The sequence below is a fragment of the Rickettsia endosymbiont of Oedothorax gibbosus genome (assembly GCF_936269705.1).
In the GTDB taxonomy this organism is placed as follows: domain Bacteria; phylum Pseudomonadota; class Alphaproteobacteria; order Rickettsiales; family Rickettsiaceae; genus Tisiphia.
Map to the genome: position 1 here is coordinate 2,500,398 of NZ_OW370493.1, position 17,438 is coordinate 2,517,835.

Genomic DNA, 17,438 nt, shown 5'->3' on the forward strand with positions numbered 1-17,438 from the left:
GAGCTACTTTAGTAGCGACAAAGCAATCCAGAAAAGTATTAGAAATGGATTGCTTCGACCATTACATGGTCTCGCAATGACGCTTAGGACTATATGGTCTCGCTAATATACGTAATGTTAGCTACACTACAAAAACATAATAGGAATCGCTATCAAAAAAATATGCTAAATAATAAAATATTACATAACCAGTTAATATCAAGACGGTCTTTTCTGATAGGTTCAGGAAAACTGACATTATTTTCATTATTGGCTGGAAAAATGTTTTATATGCAGTTATTTGAAAGTGATAAATATCGTACTTTATCTGATAAAAATCGTATAAGTTTTATTCTAGTTCCGCCATTCAGGGGACAATTTTATGATGTTAACGGTAATGTTCTAGCTACCAACCAAACTTGTTTTAGGTTATTACTGGATATGCATGAGGCTAATAATTACAAACAGGAATTAATTCTAGTAGCAAATATCTTGCAACTAACTGAAGAAAAACAAAATTACATTAATCAAAAAATAAAAAAAGCCAATAAACGTGTTCCTTTACTGATATTAGATAATCTTAGTTGGCAACAAATGTCACTCATTGAAGAACAAAAGTTAAATTTAACTTCTATTTTTGTAGATGTTGGTTATGTAAGATTTTACCATTTTTCAGAAGCGGCTTGTCATGTAATAGGTTACACTGGACAGATTAATGAGCAAGAGAAACAAGAGCTAGAAATCAATAATTTAGGGGATTTTAATATTGGTAAATCTGGTGTAGAAAAATATTATGAAGAAAAGTTACGTGGGAAATTTGGTTATAAGCAGATAGAAGTAAATGCTTTAGGCAAACAAGTCAGAGAAATTACCAATCTTCCAAGTCAACAAGGAGAGGACTTACATCTAAATATTGATGCAGAGTTACAACAAAGAGTGCAGCCTTATTTAACTAAACAAGGCTGTTCGGCTATAGTTATTGATACAAATAATGGTAATGTTTTAGTGCTGGCTATGTCGCCGGTATTTGAAGCCAATAATTTTGTAAAATTGTCTCAAGATTATTGGCAAAGTTTAATTAATGATCCTTATAAGCCGTTAATTAATAAAACCATACAAAGTACTTATCCACCTGGGTCTATATTCAAAATTATTACAATTTTAGCTGGTTTAGAGAGTGGAATTAAACCAGATAAAACGGTCAATTGTACTGGGAATTCGGTATTAGGTACTAATAGCTTCCGGTGCTGGAGTCGTCATGGTCATGGCACAGTGGATATGTATAATTCCATTAAGCATTCTTGTAACTCTTATATGTATGAAATAGCTCGCTTAACAGGTCATAAAAAAATATTAGATATGGCAAGAAATTTTGGTTTCGGTACAAAGACTGGTATTGATTTGACTGGAGAAGCCTCAGGTTTCCTTCCTTCAGAAGAATGGAAAATGAAAAAATTTAACTCTAAATGGACGATTGGTGATACTCTTAACTTATCGATAGGGCAGGGATTTTTATCAGCTACTCCAATCCAGTTAGCTAGGTTTGTAACGGCAATTGCTAATAATGGGAAATTGTATAATCCTAGAATTGCTAAAGATATATCGGTATTTGATCAGGTTAACATCAATCAAAAATACTTAGATATTTTAAAAGAAGGCATGTATAAAGCAGTTAATACTGAAGGAGGGACGGCTTATTATAGTAGAATTTTGACAGAAGGACATCAATTAGCTGGTAAAACAGGTACGGCACAAGTACAAGCAAAAGCTAATATAGATGATGATTTAAGTAGTAAATCAGTTGTTTGGCAAAGGCGTAACCATGCTATATTTGCCGGATTCGCTCCCTACCAACAACCTCGTTACTCTATTCTGGTCTTTGTCGATCATGGCGGAGGTGGAGGTAGGGCAGCGGCTCCTATAGCTAACAAAATTATGACTATGGTACTTGATAAATATATTTAGCATTACTCCGCTATAGTCAATTGATGAGCATCGACTATAGCAGGAGTGCATAAGCGTTAGTTTAAGAAAACAGTAATTAGACCTCTTGCATAACCTAATCTAATTGGTAATTTTGTTGTCAAAACTCGTCTCCGTTCCTCACGTACATCTTAGTACGCTGCGGTACTCGACTTCGTTTTTCCTAAAAATTCCTCAATTATCTTTAGGTTATGCAAGAGGTCTATTGAAAAACCGTCATTGCGAGGAGACCGTAAGGTCACGAAGCAATCCAGAAAAGTGATTAGAAGTGTATTGCCACGCCACCTACGGTGGCTCGCAATGACAGAGTAATATTAAATTACATAATTTATGTAAAATTAATATATTTTTTTACTATTCTACTTAGTGCTAGCAATCTTATAGTATATATTAACTATATTAATCTAAGAACCTGAAATATGACAAACCCAATTTTAGAACAATTTATAATTATTTTGCCTGAGATAATGCTGACCTTACTGGCTTTGTTTAGTCAACTATCGGCTGTATTATTTAGCAAAAAAACTAGAATCATCACTAATATTACGATATTATTATCGATTGTACTTTTTATTGCTTGCGTTCAGAGTGAGGCAGTATCTTTTAGTAATTCCTTTGCTACTAATAGCTTTACTGGTGTTTGTAAATCTTGTGTTTTACTTTTTTCGGTGATGACCATGATAATTTATAATGATTATTGTAAAATCACTAATGAAAAATTTAAGACAGAGTTTATAACCTTAATGCTACTTTCGACTGTTGGTATTTTTATTACTATATCGGCTCGTAATTTCCTACTATTATTTGTGGCTATGGAATTGCAAGCACTAGCAGCGTATGTACTAGCAGGTTTTAGTTTACACAATATTAAATCATCAGAAGGGGCGTTAAAATACTTTATTCTAGGTAGTTTGATTAGTTGTCTGACATTGTTTGGGATATCCTTTATTTATGGATTTGGTGGTAGTTTAGATTATAGTAATATTCTACAAAAATTAAATCAATCACCGCAGCCAAATATTGGGTTAGTAAGTGGCTTAGTACTTTTTTTAAGTGGTATTTTCTTTAAATTATCTAGTGTTCCTTTGCATGCTTGGACACCAGATGTATATGAAGGATCACCAATTCATTCAGTTACCTATTTTGCTGCCGCTACAAAATTTGGCAATGCAGTGGTGTTATTAAATATAATGACGATGGTAGTTGGTGATTATAAACAAATTTCCGTTGATTTAATAAAAATAACAGCAATTTTGTCAATGTTGATTGGGGCAGGTGGGGCTATTAGACAAACCTCTCTCAAAAGGCTAATGGGATACAGCACTATTCTAAATATTGGTTATGTTTTGCTGGGAGTTGCTTTGCATAGTGAGCAAGGTAATAATGCAGCATTAATATATATATTTATTTATGCTGCTTCCGTTTTAGGCTTTTTTGCCTGTTTAATTGCTCTGCTGGGGGAAAAAGCTGATACGGCAAATTTTGATGATATTAAGGGTCTGGCGAATAGTCGTAAGGCTTTAGCTGCTGGGATTACGATTATCATGTTCTCGATGATTGGCATTCCCCCACTGGCGGGATTTTTTGGTAAATATTTCATTTTTTATCAGGCTATTGTAGAGGAGCAATTTACTCTAGCATTTGTAGCCATTGCTACCAGTATTATAGCAGCTTATTATTACCTAAAAATAGTTAGGTCTATGTACTTTTTTGAGGCAAATAAAAGTTTGCAGCTAGATTTAGTACCAACCCATCAAAGCTTAAAGTTTACAAATTGTTTTATTATAGGATTTTTGTTAATTTTTTCTCTTTTTATAAAGTAATTTGATGAGGAGTTATGTCTTGGCAAAAAAAATATAAGCTACTAGTTTTTGATACAATAGATAGTACTAGCTGTGAAGCTATTAGGATGGCTAAGAGCTGTCCTGATTGTAGTTATGTAATATTAGCAAAAAATCAAACAAAATCGCGTGGAAGAAATAACAAAATTTGGCATTCTAATCTAGGGAATTTGCATGTTAGTATATTATTAAAGCATCAAATTAATCTCAGTTATCTTCCGCAATTATCTTTTGTTATGGCTATTGTTGTGTATAAAACTATTACTTCTCTTACAGCCAGTTCAGTGAATTCTATCAAATTAAAATGGCCAAATGATATTTTGATAAATGGTAAGAAAGTATCTGGTATATTGCTTGAATCTATTAGTATAAATAACAATAATTATATTATTATAAGTATAGGCATTAACATCAAGGAAAGTCCTTTAAATATTCAGCAACTGGCAACCAATTTATCTGATGAGAATATAGAAGTAAAAGATACAGGATATTTATTAGATATCTTGATGATTAATTTTGAAAAATATTTTAGTAGATGGAAAGAACAGGGATTTAGTAAAATAAGACAATATTGGCTTAGAAATGCTTATAAGTTGGGCGAGATGGTTAGTGTAAATGATGGAAACACAAAAATCTTAGGGATTTTTAAAGATATAGATGAAAATGGGGGTATAAGAATTCAGCTTGAGGATGGGAAAATAGTTACCTTATGTAGTTTTGAGATATTAAACTTCCTGCCTATAGTTAATCCAACTAGCCATTGCGAGGCGTAGCTGACAAAGTACTCCAGGAAAGTGGTTGAAAATGGATTGCTTCGACCATTACATGGTCTCGCTAATAGACGGGATAATATTAGCCTTGGTTAAATTGTTGATAAAATTTGATAGCTTTGTTTAAATCTTCCGGGGTGTCAACAGAAATGGGGATATTATTAACATAACATACCCCTATGGACATATTATTTTGTAAGGCTCTTAGTTGTTCTAATTTTTCGCTTAATTCTAAAGTGGAGACAGGTAAGTTTATGAATTTAATTAATGCTTCTTTGCGGAATCCATACATCCCTACGTGATATAGAAATTCTTCAGAGCCATAAGGAATAAGACTACGAGAAAAATACAGAGCTTTATCATTATGGTCAGTAATAACTTTGACATTACTATTGCCATTTACGGCATTTATACCAACTTTTACTACTGGGGTCATAATATCATGGTCACTAGACTTTAGGCTTTCAATAACTTTAATAATTGATTCCGGTTCTATAAAAGGCATGTCACCTTGGACATTTAGGATATAATTAATATTATGATTGTTAGGTATTGCCTGAAATGCCTCATAGACACGGTCAGTACCAGTCTGGCAGTCTGGGGTTGTCATAATCAATTGCCCACCACAATCAGTAACTTTTTTAGCTATAATTTCTGAGTCAGTTGCTACATAAATATTTTTTAGTTTGGTTAAGTGTACTTGCCTTAGAACGTGTTCAATTATTGACAGTTCCCCTATCAATTGCAAAGGTTTCTTAGGAAGCCTAACCGAATCAAGTCTTGAAGGGATAATAATTGCAACATCAGAATGCATAAGTTACCATTTAAAGATATTTACCAAAATAATTGTTGACATGATAGCCTTTTTAAACGATAAAGTAAAGCGTGTTGGAATATTGTTTTGGGACACAATTTGTCTTTAAGCATTATGTTTAGGGCTCGTAGCTCAGCTGGTAGAGCACTTGACTTTTAATCAGGTTGTCCCGGGTTCGAATCCCGGCGAGCCCACCACTTCAGGGTAGTTAACCCCCTTAATTGTATATGATACCGCCGCCAATATTTAAAGGCGGAGACTAGGAGACTGCCTCTTAGTAATAGACCTCTTGCAAAACTCGCTTATGCTGAGGAATTTGAAGGAGACGCGGAACGCAGAATCGCAGCGTACTCTAATGTACGTAAGGATTCGAGTACCGCATTGACGTACAAATTACCAACAGAAGTAGAGTTTTGCAAGAGGTCTAATGGGTTTGTAGCTCAGCTGGTTAGAGCACACGCCTGATAAGCGTGAGGTCGGAAGTTCAAGTCTTCTCAAACCCACCATCATAAGTATTCTTTATGAATCTTGAGAATAATATAATTGATCAATTAAGCCGTAATAAATTAGCTATTTGCTGGCTTAGAAATGGTGTAATCTCGCTTGCTCTTGCTGGGGTGTATTCAATAATATTGGTAATGCTCCGCACTCCAATATTAGTTACCCTATTTCCTAATACAGAAATCTTTAAATCAGCTTTGGTTATTCATGTTAATTTATCAATCCTAGTTTGGTTGATATCCGTTACAGCATGTATTTGGAGCCATAATTTACAGCCAACAACTTCCAGTATAACATATGTAATAATAGCATTTTTTGGCACTGCACTAATAGCTTTATCACCACTTTGTGGACAAAATCTTCCTGTAATGAATAATTACATACCAATGCTGGAGAATATAATGTTTATTCTCGGAATTAGTTTATTTGGTATATCACGTTAATTCGGGATAAGGATTAGTAAAAATGCTTTAGCTATAACTAATACAAGATTTTGGATATGTATAAATTGCATTTCTGTGAATTCATACATTAATTGCTCTTCGTAGTGTATATATGTCTGCTATTTTTACTAATCCTTATCCCGAATTAACGTGTATATCGGTATTGTTATTTTCATCAAACGTCATCCTAGCAACGATTAAGAACCTAAAAAGTCAAAAATTGATCAATTTTACTATCCTCTCTACTGCAATAATGTGGGTGTTAGTATGGGTATGTTTTATTTGTTCTTATTATCAACTACAACAAGTTATTAGCCTGAATATTGCATGAAAGAATAGAGACAAAACCCTTGTAATACTATATAATATCAGTGTTAAAAGAAGATTACATATTAAAATGTTTGGTTGGTATGGTAATTAGTTTGCTGACGGGCAGCTCAATTTATCAAAAAGGTTTAGCACTTGGTATTTTAGGTGATGCTAAAGCGACGTCAAAAACTCATAGAATTTATCGTTTTTTAAAAGATTTTAATTTTGATTATATGAAGGTTGGCTATTTGCTATTAAGCTTTTTTGCTTCAAAAAATTATGTCGTAGCAATGGATAGGACAAGTTGGAAATTTGGTAAATCCGATATTAATATTTTATTTTTAGTAATGGTAATTGGTAAAATATCGGTGCCAATATTCTGGAAGACTTTGTCGCATGGTGGCGGGTGTTCTGCAGAATTTATGAAGGAATTTTTACAGAAATTTATTAATAATTTTGGCGTTGAAAGAATAAAATATTTGCTTGCTGATAGAGAATTTATGAATAAAGAATGGTTAGACTTTCTGATAAATAACCATCTAAAGTTTGTTATTCCATTAAAAATGGATCATAAAATTCGTCTTACAAAAGGTTTAAGAACTTTAACCATTGAAAGAATATTTAGTGATGTTAAAGCCTTAGAGTATAGGGCTTGTAGTAGTATATTATGGAATAGAAAGGTTAATTTTACCGCATATAGAAATGATAAGAGCGAGCTGATGGTTCTGGTGTCTTCAATTGAAATAGAGCAAGATATTTTTGCTTTATATAAATTTCGTTGGAGTGTTGAACGACTATTTTTGCACCTAAAAAGCGGTGGTTTTGATATTGAAAAAAGTCACATTACGTCAGTTCGGGATAAGATATAGATGAAATAGTAATAGATAAAAGGATTGTCAAAAAGGAGTGCCTGCAGTATTTATATTTTTAAACAAAAAAACAAACTACAGGCATGAAAAAAGATATCACAGAATTATATAGTTTTATAGATGATTTTTGTAAAATTTATTTGGAGTATGAACAGAGAAAGTTATTACCATCAAATAAGCAAAGAAATCGCTGTTGTAGCATGAGTCTAAGTGAAATGTTAACAATAATAATTATGTTTCATACATCCTATGCTAAGAATTTTAAATTTTTCTATAAAAGTTATATAGAGTGCATGCATAAGGATGATTTTCCCAAAGCCTTGAGTTATAATAGATTTGTTGAATTAATGGCACGATTATTCATACCGCTAAATATGTTGATTCATTTGTTGTTTGGTGAGGAAACAGGTATTTATTTTATTGACTCTACAACGATTAAAGCTTGTCACAATAAAAGGCGTTATAGCAATAAAGTTTTTAAAGGATTAGCCAAACATAGTAAATCCTCTATGGGGTATTTTTATGGTTTTAAATTACATGTAATAATCAATAATAAAGGGGAGTTTATGGCATTAAAAGTGACCAAAGGCAATGTAGATGATAGGGTTCCAGTACCGGAGTTAACAAAAAGATTAACTGGAATTATAGCAGCTGATAAAGGTTATATTAAGCAAAATTTGTTCTTAAATTTATATGAAAGAGGCTTAAAAATGATTCATGGAATTAAGAAGAATATGGAAAATAAATTAATGGATTTGAAAGAAAAAATCTTACTTCGAAAGCGTAACTTAATTGAAACAGTTTTTGATTATCTAAAAAATAAAATGAACCTTGAACATACTAGACATAGATCACCAATAAATGCCTTTGTCCATATATTATCTACTCTTGTTGCTTACTCATTAAAGAAAAATAAACCTTCAACAAAATTTGATTTTAATCTACATGTTCACAATATCCTTATCCCGAATTGACGTACATTGTAAAATTGGATAGATTTGAAAAATTATTAGTGATAACTGCTATTGCTTCAGCTTTAATAGTCAAAAATGGAATAATACAAAATGCCTTAAATCCCATCCGAATAAAACGGTACAAAACCATTGAAAGACAATTGTTTTCATTATTTACCTATGGCTTTGATCATATCAAAAATGCTTTTTATCAATCTACAACAGCCATAACGCAGCTAATATCCACATTATTAATACCTCCCAAACAAAAACTTTTTTCTATCCTAATACCATCTTTACAAAAATTGTAGGGTACTATGGTTTTCGTCAATCGTGGCCTGAAGTAGAGATTATTTTTCGTGGTGATGGTGGATTTTGTCGTCATCAGATGCTGGATTGGTGTGATGAAAATAATGTAAAATATATAGTCGGAATAGCCCAAAATACTAGACTCAACAAGCTGCTTGAGCCATTGATGCAACAATCTAACGAAGCCTTCACAATTAGCAAAGAGAAGCAACGCTTTTTTAGTGAATTTAAATATAAAGCTGATAGCTGGAGTCGTCATCGTAAGATAGTTGGTAAATCAGAAGTAACTAGCCTTGGTGAGAATCCAAGATATATAGTAACTAATTTAGCAGGTAAGCCAGAAGATTTATATGATAAAAATTACTGTGCACGTGGAGATATGGAAAATCGTATAAAAGAGCAACAGTTAGAGCTATTTGCCGATCGCACTTCATGCCATAAATGGTGGGCTAATCAACTCAGACTAATTTTGTCAAGCCTTGCCTATACATTAGTAGAATAACCTGAGTTTGACGTAAGCACCAAACAAAATGCTAAGCATTATGTAATAACATAAACAAACTGTTGGTGGTGAGCTATGGTAAAAATAAAACCTTCTTTCAAACTAGTGTGTTAGGAGAAAGAATATTTGAAAAGTAAGAAGGGAGGGATTATAAAGTTCTCGAATAATAACAACAAAATTGGAGAATATATTATGATCCCTCTTACGGAGATTTTCTGCTTAATTGATGATTTTTGCAAGCATTTTGATACGGAGCAAAATAAATATATATTACCAAATCCTAACCGTAAGCGTAAAGTAGTTTGCAGTATAGGACTCTCAGAGATTATTACTATTATAGTAATGTTTCACTTGAGTCACTACCGTACCTTTAAAGATTTTTATTTATGCTGCCTATGTCAAAGTTATAGAAAGGAATTTCCAAAACTTGTGAGCTATAGTCGTTTTGTTCAGTTAATGCCAATGAGCTTCATGCCCATGGTATTACTGCTAAAAAGCCTATCAGGAAAACAAACTGGTCAATATTATATCGACTCTACTAAACTTCCTGCTTGCCATAATTTAAGAATTAATAGACATAAAGTATTCAAAGACATAGCAAAAAGAGGTAAGACTTCCACTGGGTGGTTCTTTGGTTGTAAGCTACATATTGTCATTAACAGTTGCGGAGAGATTATGAGTTTTTCTTTAACTCCAGGAAATGTTGATGATAGAGCAGTGGTAGAAAATTTAGTAGATAAATTACAAGGCTGGCTTTTTGGTGATCGTGGGTATATCAGTAAAAAACTCACTCAATCCCTTGCTAATCAAGGTTTAGAACTAATAACAAAAATTAAAAGTAATATGAAAGAAAGAATAATAGATCCTATTAAAAAGCGGTTTTTAAATAAAAGGTATATTATTGAAACCATTAACGATCAACTAAAAAACCTTTGTCATATAGACCATACAAGGCATAGATCTGTTATGAATTTTCAAAATAACGTATTAGCTGGACTGCTTGCCTATGTTTTTAAGCCTAATAAAATTTCTGTAGCTTTTGGAAAATTAAACAATCTCAACCTTCCTCTTACATCAAACTGAGGTTAAATTAGTTACTATATATCTTACGTCAATTCGGGATAAGGATATTGTGAACATGTAGATTAAAATCAAATTTTGTTGAAGGTTTATTTTTCTTTAATGAGTAAGCAACAAGAGTAGATAATATATGGACAAAGGCATTTATTGGTGATCTATGTCTAGTATGTTCAAGGTTCATTTTATTTTTTAGATAATCAAAAACTGTTTCAATTAAGTTACGCTTTCGAAGTAAGATTTTTTCTTTCAAATCCATTAATTTATTTTCCATATTCTTCTTAATTCCATGAATCATTTTTAAGCCTCTTTCATATAAATTTAAGAACAAATTTTGCTTAATATAACCTTTATCAGCTGCTATAATTCCAGTTAATCTTTTTGTTAACTCCGGTACTGGAACCCTATCATCTACATTGCCTTTGGTCACTTTTAATGCCATAAACTCCCCTTTATTATTGATTATTACATGTAATTTAAAACCATAAAAATACCCCATAGAGGATTTACTATGTTTGGCTAATCCTTTAAAAACTTTATTGCTATAACGCCTTTTATTGTGACAAGCTTTAATCGTTGTAGAGTCAATAAAATAAATACCTGTTTCCTCACCAAACAACAAATGAATCAACATATTTAGCGGTATGAATAATCGTGCCATTAATTCAACAAATCTATTATAACTCAAGGCTTTGGGAAAATCATCCTTATGCATGCACTCTATATAACTTTTATAGAAAAATTTAAAATTCTTAGCATAGGATGTATGAAACATAATTATTATTGTTAACATTTCACTTAGACTCATGCTACAACAGCGATTTCTTTGCTTATTTGATGGTAATAACTTTCTCTGTTCATACTCCAAATAAATTTTACAAAAATCATCTATAAAACTATATAATTCTGTGATATCTTTTTTCATGCCTGTAGTTTGTTTTTTTGTTTAAAAATATAAATACTGCAGGCACTCCTTTTTGACAATCCTTTTATCTATTACTATTTCATCTATATCTTATCCCGAACTGACGTGTATAGTAAAGGTTATATAAATTCTGGGATACGGTCAATTTTACTTTTAGAATGTAAAGAAATTGAGGATTTATGTGACAAAGAGAAAACTTTAGAAAAGCTGATTATCAGCAATAATAAGCAAAGTGAGAAAGCTACTAGGTTGCAGACAATTTTTGGCATTGGAGCAATCAATGCTAGTTGTTTGAGTGTAGCCCCAATGGAAAGTTATCCAACCCCGAGGGATTTTGCTGCTTCGCTTGGTTTGGTACCAAAGCAACATAGCTCAGGAGATAAGATAGTTTTAGGAGGGATTACCAAACAGGGAGATAGATATGCCAGAACTATGTTGATTCAAGCCGCAAGGACAATAGCAATAAGAGCAAAAAGTGGTAAGGAATCGAAAGATAAACTAGTGCAGTGGGCAGTGAAGAAATTTGCTGAAAATAAATCATATAATATTATATGTGTTGGTTTAGCAAATAAGTTAGCAAGGATTGCTTATGCAGTAGTCACCAATGGTAGCGAATATGTTGCAAATTAGTTTAGTTGAGAAAAAAGAAGAAACTATGTCAACTAAATAAAAATTGGTAATTGATAAATATTGCGAGTAAAGAATAGTAACAATAAAGAGAACGAAAGTTAAAGAGTTAATGAATAAGTATTCTGAATAAATCCGTAATTATGTCGAGGCTCTAGAAGCCGTGGGAATGAGAGGTCACTCAAGGATATTTATAAGAATGCAGAAACCAGAGCCTATCCAAATGCCAAGTAACTCCTTTTTCCCTTCTATATTTACAGCAAGTGCTAAATATACTGCTTTATTTATTACTATGTGATTGTCTCTAGATTTTACATAGATACAGTCCAAGTATAATATTGGATACACCCTATCTAAACAACGATTTTGCCACCTAGTTACTTCTTCTATTACCCCATCTGTTATGGTGGATATCAAGTCACCAGATACATCAGTTTGATATATTTCTTCTAAATGCCCTCGGATCTCGCTGACTGTCATACCGCGACCATAAAGGGATATCACTTTCTCATCAAATCCATTAAATCTCCTCAGCCCTTTTGGTATTAATTGAGGATTATACTCTCCTTCCCGATCTCTTGGTACTTCTACTGTCAGCTTACGACCATCCCCATCAATTACTGTCTTCTCATAGCTACCATTACGACGATTATTATCTACTTTTGCCATCTTGCTATGTTTTGAATATCCTAATTCATGATCCAACTCACTTGCTAATATTTTCTCAACTATTTGCTTCTTTAGCTGTTGAAATAAACCATCTCGACCAAATAACTCCGATGGATCTGCTTTTGATAATAATTCTTCTACTAGCTGATTACTGATGTTTAATGTATCTTTATCTGTATCTAATTTTTTAGCCATAATTCCTCCTTGCTTGCTTAAGTTACTTTTTTTACAGTAATCTCTTACTGCTTTCTTTGCAACTTACACAAACTATAGGACAGACTCGCCGAATATATGACCGCTTCCTTTGTGGCTCTATTTTTTTATTTTCTTTGTTGACAAATTCACTCGTCCATATATGACAAATTTTGCGTTTAAAGATAGATGTTGTGACTCGGATATATTCAAATTTCCTTCAAACAACCTACTATTTATAAGCTCTGCAAAAAACTTGATTATCGAGTATAAGTATTAAACAGCATAAAACGTCATTGCGAGAGGTGCGGAAACCGCCCGACGAAGCAATCCATCTAGTCTTGATGTATCATACTAATTCTTATGAGTTGCTTCGTTGTGCTTTAGCACTCCTCGCAATGACGTTTGGGGTGCATATACGTCATTGCGAGACCATGTAATGGTCGAAGCAATCCGTTTTTAATTACTTTCTGGATTACTTTGTCGGCTCATGCCTCCTCGCAATCTGATGTATCCCCACGAAATTAAGCACGACAAAGCTCCGTCTTTATAATAGATGCCAGGGGTTCTACCAATGGTTTTATGGCATGCAAATAATTAAATTCAATAATAAATTTCCCAAGGGTAAAATACGAATAAATCTTTTTATCTTTTACTGTGTTAGGTTGGAAAATTCTTTGCATACCTTGGCTATAGCCTACCACACCTATAACCCAATATGTTATAATAACAATGGCAGATAGTAACATTAAAACTCCCCATCTATTCACATCTAAAGTTCGAATATATCTTCCAGCAAGACCAAATTGATGACTTTTTATCCATAATACCCTACAATTTTTGTAAAGATGGTATTAGGATAGAAAAAAGTTTTTGTTTGGGAGGTATTAATAATGTGGATATTAGCTGCGTTATGGCTGTTGTAGATTGATAAAAAGCATTTTTGATATGATCAAAGCCATAGGTAAATAATGAAAACAATTGTCTTTCAATGGTTTTGTACCGTTTTATTCGGATGGGATTTAAGGCATTTTGTATTATTCCATTTTTGACTATTAAAGCTGAAGCAATAGCAGTTATCACTAATAATTTTTCAAATCTATCCAATTTTACAATGTGACTTTTTTCAATATCAAAACCACCGCTTTTTAGGTGCAAAAATAGTCGTTCAACACTCCAACGAAATTTATATAAAGCAAAAATATCTTGCTCTATTTCAATTGAAGACACCAGAACCATCAGCTCGCTCTTATCATTTCTATATGCGGTAAAATTAACCTTTCTATTCCATAATATACCACTACAAGCCCTATACTCTAAGGCTTTAACATCACTAAATATTCTTTCAATGGTTAAAGTTCTTAAACCTTTTGTAAGACGAATTTTATGATCCATTTTTAATGGAATAACAAACTTTAGATGGTTATTTATCAGAAAGTCTAACCATTCTTTATTCATAAATTCTCTATCAGCAAGCAAATATTTTATTCTTTCAACGCCAAAATTATTAATAAATTTCTGTAAAAATTCCTTCATAAATTCTGCAGAACACCCGCCACCATGCGACAAAGTCTTCCAGAATATTGGCACCGATATTTTACCAATTACCATTACTAAAAATAAAATATTAATATCGGATTTACCAAATTTCCAACTTGTCCTATCCATTGCTACGACATAATTTTTTGAAGCAAAAAAGCTTAATAGCAAATAGCCAACCTTCATATAATCAAAATTAAAATCTTTTAAAAAACGATAAATTCTATGAGTTTTTGACGTCGCTTTAGCATCACCTAAAATACCAAGTGCTAAACCTTTTTGATAAATTGAGCTGCCCGTCAGCAAACTAATTACCATACCAACCAAACATTTTAATCTTGATTTATTTCCGTCTATATATAAAATCAATTCTTGAAGTATTATATTATGCATTTTGTTATAAAAATACCTACCTTATACTACTTCACACCACTCTAAATCAACCATTCTTCTTCATCTTCTCAAAATTGTAGGGTACTATAGTCCTATACTGCAAACTACTTTACGCTTACGGTTAGGATTTGGTAATATATATTTATTTTGCTCCGTATCAAAATGCTTGCAAAAATCATCAATTAAGCAGAAAATCTCCGTAATAGGGATCATAATATATTCTCCAATTTTGTTGTTATTATTCGAGAACTTTATAATCCCTCCCTTCTTACTTTTCAAATATTCTTTCTCCTAACACACTAGTTTGAAAGAAGGTTTTATTTTTACCATAGCTCACCACCAACAGTTTGTTTATGTTATTACATAATGCTTAGCATTTTGTTTGGTGCTTACGTCAAACTCAGGTTGATATAGATATACCTACGCTTGGTGATAGTAATTCAACTGAAAACTAAAAGTTTACAAGACTCAATTTAGTTCTGAAATTTAACTTTTAGATGTAATTTTTACAGTTTCTACAGTCTTTAATTGCAAAATTCTCAAGCAATTAAATTTCATTAATCTGATATTCTAATGCCACTTCCTTACCACAAAAAGCCATAGCAATTTTGATGATTTTTTGAACATGTGAGTGTTCTTTTATTTTAGCCTCATATTTTTTTCTCACGATTTGATCTAACCCTTCTTTTGCAACAGATTCTAAAATATCAGGAGATTTACATATTTTATATTCAATAATAATAGCATTGTCACTTTTACCTATCTTGGGTAGTAGCACAATATCCGCCCTACCGCTACCGCTTTCTCTTTCACTGTCTATTATATAGCCAAGAGATAACGTGTTAATCAAACCTAGCATAAAGCCGCTATAAAATAGCTCAGCTTTTTTCTCACCTGTTTGGTAGAAACTGGTAGCATTGAGTAACAACTCTTGTAATTTCTCTTTAAATTCTTCTATTTTACCCGCAGGCAACAAACTAGCAAATGAATAATATAAAGAACTATCCATTTGTAGTTTGCTACTCACCCATTGTAATAATCTTGCATTATATATGTGTTTCACCTCTTTATTAGGAGCAGATAATTCATAAATATCCTCGTCTGACTCGATTACCATTGGGTTTAAATAACCACTAAATAGCAATAGACTAAATAGCCCTGACCGTGTGTTAATATCACTGAAACTAATTTGTCTGGTAATAGGGGAGATAATAGTCTTACCACTAGCGAGTAGCTGAATATCTTGTTGTATTTCATCCGATAGTAATGCTTTATCAATGAGTCCAGTACCCCCGCTATCTAGCCAATAATGATCAAGCTTGCCCTCATTAGATAAACACTGCATAATTGACCAGGGATTGTAGATGATTTCTCCACCAAAGCTGTAACCATTATACCAATATTTAATTTCTTCTGCTTCAGTATTGAGTGGTACTTTAGTTAATAAATCATCAACCTCTGCTTGAGTAAAGCCGTAACTGCTAGCAAATTTTTTGTCTAATAGACTACATTCAGTTAAATTATTCAAATCTGAAAACAAATTAGCCTTAGCAATCCGTAATATGCCAGTAATAACGCCTTTTTGTAATGAATCATTAGTTTTAAGACTATTGCCAAATATTGCCCGAAATAGAGCTAATACTTCCTCAAACTCTTCTGCCTTACTGCCAAACTTCATATATGCACTATTAATTGGCGTATCATATTCATCAATTAATATGTAAACTTTTTGATTAAAATGTTTAAAAAGTAAGTCACTTAAAAACTTTAAACTATTTTTAATGTCATCTTCTATTAACTTGCCTGTAAAATATCTTTGTAATATTTCCTTTTGTGCATCAATCAATAATTTTTCATCTTGTTTTATATAACGCTCTAAATAACGATGCTTGGCAAATAAATTAATTATTTGACTTTTAATTCCCACCTCAATTTCTTCATAACTACTACCCCTAACGCCCTTAAAAGTTATAAGAATAACTGGGAATTGACCTTGACGTTTCATAGAGTTTGCTACATTAGCAATTTTTAATGGCTTTAGTTCTTTAGTTTCATCAAAACCCAAATCCACCTCTCCTCCACTAAACAACTTATAATTAACTCTTTGTTCTTGCGGCAAGGGTATCGCATGCTCATCCACCTCTATCTCAAAGAATCTCCGAACCATATCCATATTCAGGCTTTTCCCCCACCGCCTTGGGCGGGTGATGAGTGTTACATCTCCAGTATTAACCAATAGTTCTTTGATCATTAAACTCTTATCAACAAATACGTTGCTATTAAGCAATAATTTCTTAAAATCATCAGTACCAACTAGCATGGTTGGTTGATCATCAACATTATTTTTGTTTGTTTCTTCTATCATTGTTTTCACGTATTCCTTCCAACTATAATATCCATTATACTACTTTTTTATTGTCCACTAATAGCTAATTAGCAAAATTTTTATAATTTTTTGTTTTTTATAGTGAATTAACCTGAATTAACACCCAGTACGATATAATTATGCAGCCTTAGAAAATGTTATAATTTCAGTGCCGTTGGTAGTTGTTATGTGCAACTCTGCTTTATCTACCTGGCTCGGTGTAAAAATCTTTCCGCCTAAATGAAATTTATAGTCAATTCAGGAGAATTTGGGGCTAGGAGCGATGGAGCGACGCCTATAAGTAATAGGCGAGCGACAACGTCCCCAACTTCTCCTGAATTGACTATAGCAATATCCGGTAAATGATCGCTATTACTC

General features: G+C 32.5%; 16 protein-coding genes, 2 tRNA genes and 2 pseudogenes. 13 read left to right on the top strand and 7 right to left on the bottom strand.

The annotated features are described in order from the left end of the window. The first annotated feature begins 162 nt into the window (after positions 1 to 162). The 3 genes from mrdA (at position 163) to NBW66_RS13690 (ending at position 4,576) form a co-directional block, all read left to right on the top strand. Positions 163 to 1,944, top strand: coding sequence for a penicillin-binding protein 2 (mrdA, locus tag NBW66_RS13680; RefSeq protein WP_250311297.1), 1,782 nt, complete (start codon positions 163 to 165; stop codon positions 1,942 to 1,944). Positions 1,945 to 2,381: 437 nt separating this feature from the next. Beyond that, positions 2,382 to 3,785: an NADH-quinone oxidoreductase subunit NuoN gene (nuoN, locus tag NBW66_RS13685; RefSeq protein WP_410525806.1), complete on the top strand. Its 1,404-nt coding sequence runs from the start codon at positions 2,382 to 2,384 to the stop codon at positions 3,783 to 3,785. Between the two features lie 14 nt (positions 3,786 to 3,799). Then, the gene (locus NBW66_RS13690; protein ID WP_284346697.1) at positions 3,800 to 4,576 is read left to right on the top strand and encodes a biotin--[acetyl-CoA-carboxylase] ligase; all 777 of its coding nucleotides are present in this window, start codon (positions 3,800 to 3,802) and stop codon (positions 4,574 to 4,576) included. Between the two features lie 79 nt (positions 4,577 to 4,655). Here NBW66_RS13690 and NBW66_RS13695 read toward each other — a convergent pair whose 3' ends face one another. After that, the gene (locus tag NBW66_RS13695) at positions 4,656 to 5,387 is read right to left on the bottom strand and encodes a 3-deoxy-manno-octulosonate cytidylyltransferase (protein ID WP_250311299.1); all 732 of its coding nucleotides are present in this window, start codon (positions 5,385 to 5,387) and stop codon (positions 4,656 to 4,658) included. Between the two features lie 121 nt (positions 5,388 to 5,508). Between NBW66_RS13695 and NBW66_RS13700 the strand changes: the two genes are divergently transcribed. The 8 genes and pseudogenes from NBW66_RS13700 to NBW66_RS13740 all read left to right on the top strand — a co-directional run bounded on the left by NBW66_RS13700 (position 5,509) and on the right by NBW66_RS13740 (position 10,356). Further along, positions 5,509 to 5,584, top strand: a tRNA-Lys gene (locus NBW66_RS13700). 232 nt (positions 5,585 to 5,816) lie between these two features. Beyond that, a tRNA-Ile gene (locus NBW66_RS13710) sits at positions 5,817 to 5,893 on the top strand. Positions 5,894 to 5,908: 15 nt separating this feature from the next. Next, positions 5,909 to 6,325, top strand: a pseudogene (locus NBW66_RS13715) (hypothetical protein); the annotation flags it as partial. A 377-nt stretch (positions 6,326 to 6,702) separates the two neighbouring features. Continuing rightward, positions 6,703 to 7,509 (top strand): transposase, encoded by an 807-nt coding sequence (locus NBW66_RS13720; RefSeq protein WP_250311300.1) that lies wholly within the window; start codon positions 6,703 to 6,705, stop codon positions 7,507 to 7,509. Between the two features lie 83 nt (positions 7,510 to 7,592). Beyond that, positions 7,593 to 8,483 (top strand): IS982 family transposase, encoded by an 891-nt coding sequence (locus NBW66_RS13725; RefSeq protein ID WP_250310582.1) that lies wholly within the window; start codon positions 7,593 to 7,595, stop codon positions 8,481 to 8,483. A 14-nt stretch (positions 8,484 to 8,497) separates the two neighbouring features. After that, complete coding sequence (locus tag NBW66_RS13730) at positions 8,498 to 8,773, top strand: hypothetical protein (RefSeq protein WP_250311301.1); 276 nt, start codon at positions 8,498 to 8,500, stop codon at positions 8,771 to 8,773. Further along, complete coding sequence (locus tag NBW66_RS13735) at positions 8,767 to 9,273, top strand: transposase (RefSeq protein ID WP_284346779.1); 507 nt, start codon at positions 8,767 to 8,769, stop codon at positions 9,271 to 9,273. The genes NBW66_RS13730 and NBW66_RS13735 overlap by 7 nt, the downstream gene beginning before the upstream one ends. A 192-nt stretch (positions 9,274 to 9,465) precedes the next feature. Then, positions 9,466 to 10,356: an IS982 family transposase gene (locus NBW66_RS13740; protein ID WP_250311184.1), complete on the top strand. Its 891-nt coding sequence runs from the start codon at positions 9,466 to 9,468 to the stop codon at positions 10,354 to 10,356. A gap of 28 nt (positions 10,357 to 10,384) precedes the next feature. On the opposite strand, the gene NBW66_RS13745 is transcribed toward NBW66_RS13740, so the two are convergent. Further along, positions 10,385 to 11,275: an IS982 family transposase gene (locus NBW66_RS13745; protein WP_250310582.1), complete on the bottom strand. Its 891-nt coding sequence runs from the start codon at positions 11,273 to 11,275 to the stop codon at positions 10,385 to 10,387. Between the two features lie 105 nt (positions 11,276 to 11,380). Here NBW66_RS13745 and NBW66_RS13750 point away from each other — a divergent pair, with 105 nt between their 5' ends. Beyond that, positions 11,381 to 11,905 (top strand): transposase, encoded by a 525-nt coding sequence (locus NBW66_RS13750; RefSeq protein ID WP_250311302.1) that lies wholly within the window; start codon positions 11,381 to 11,383, stop codon positions 11,903 to 11,905. A 174-nt stretch (positions 11,906 to 12,079) separates the two neighbouring features. On the opposite strand, the gene NBW66_RS13755 is transcribed toward NBW66_RS13750, so the two are convergent. From NBW66_RS13755 to NBW66_RS13770, 5 genes and pseudogenes are all read right to left on the bottom strand, one after another. Next, complete coding sequence (locus tag NBW66_RS13755; protein WP_250311303.1) at positions 12,080 to 12,766, bottom strand: IS256 family transposase; 687 nt, start codon at positions 12,764 to 12,766, stop codon at positions 12,080 to 12,082. A 521-nt stretch (positions 12,767 to 13,287) separates the two neighbouring features. After that, on the bottom strand, positions 13,288 to 13,533 hold the full coding sequence (locus NBW66_RS13760; protein WP_250310733.1) for a hypothetical protein: 246 nt from the start codon (positions 13,531 to 13,533) through the stop codon (positions 13,288 to 13,290). 61 nt (positions 13,534 to 13,594) lie between these two features. Continuing rightward, complete coding sequence (locus tag NBW66_RS13765) at positions 13,595 to 14,695, bottom strand: transposase (RefSeq protein ID WP_250310546.1); 1,101 nt, start codon at positions 14,693 to 14,695, stop codon at positions 13,595 to 13,597. Positions 14,696 to 14,782: 87 nt separating this feature from the next. After that, positions 14,783 to 14,908: pseudogene (locus NBW66_RS14715) on the bottom strand (IS982 family transposase); the annotation flags it as partial. A gap of 334 nt (positions 14,909 to 15,242) precedes the next feature. Beyond that, positions 15,243 to 17,060 carry an AAA family ATPase gene (locus NBW66_RS13770; protein WP_250311304.1) on the bottom strand — a complete coding sequence of 606 codons (1,818 nt, stop codon included), beginning with the start codon at positions 17,058 to 17,060 and terminating at the stop codon, positions 15,243 to 15,245. Positions 17,061 to 17,300: 240 nt separating this feature from the next. On the opposite strand from NBW66_RS13770, the gene NBW66_RS14720 reads away from it, so the two are divergent. Then, entirely contained in the window at positions 17,301 to 17,426 is a 126-nt protein-coding gene (locus NBW66_RS14720; protein WP_284346698.1) for a hypothetical protein, read from the top strand. Positions 17,427 to 17,438 lie beyond the last annotated feature (12 nt).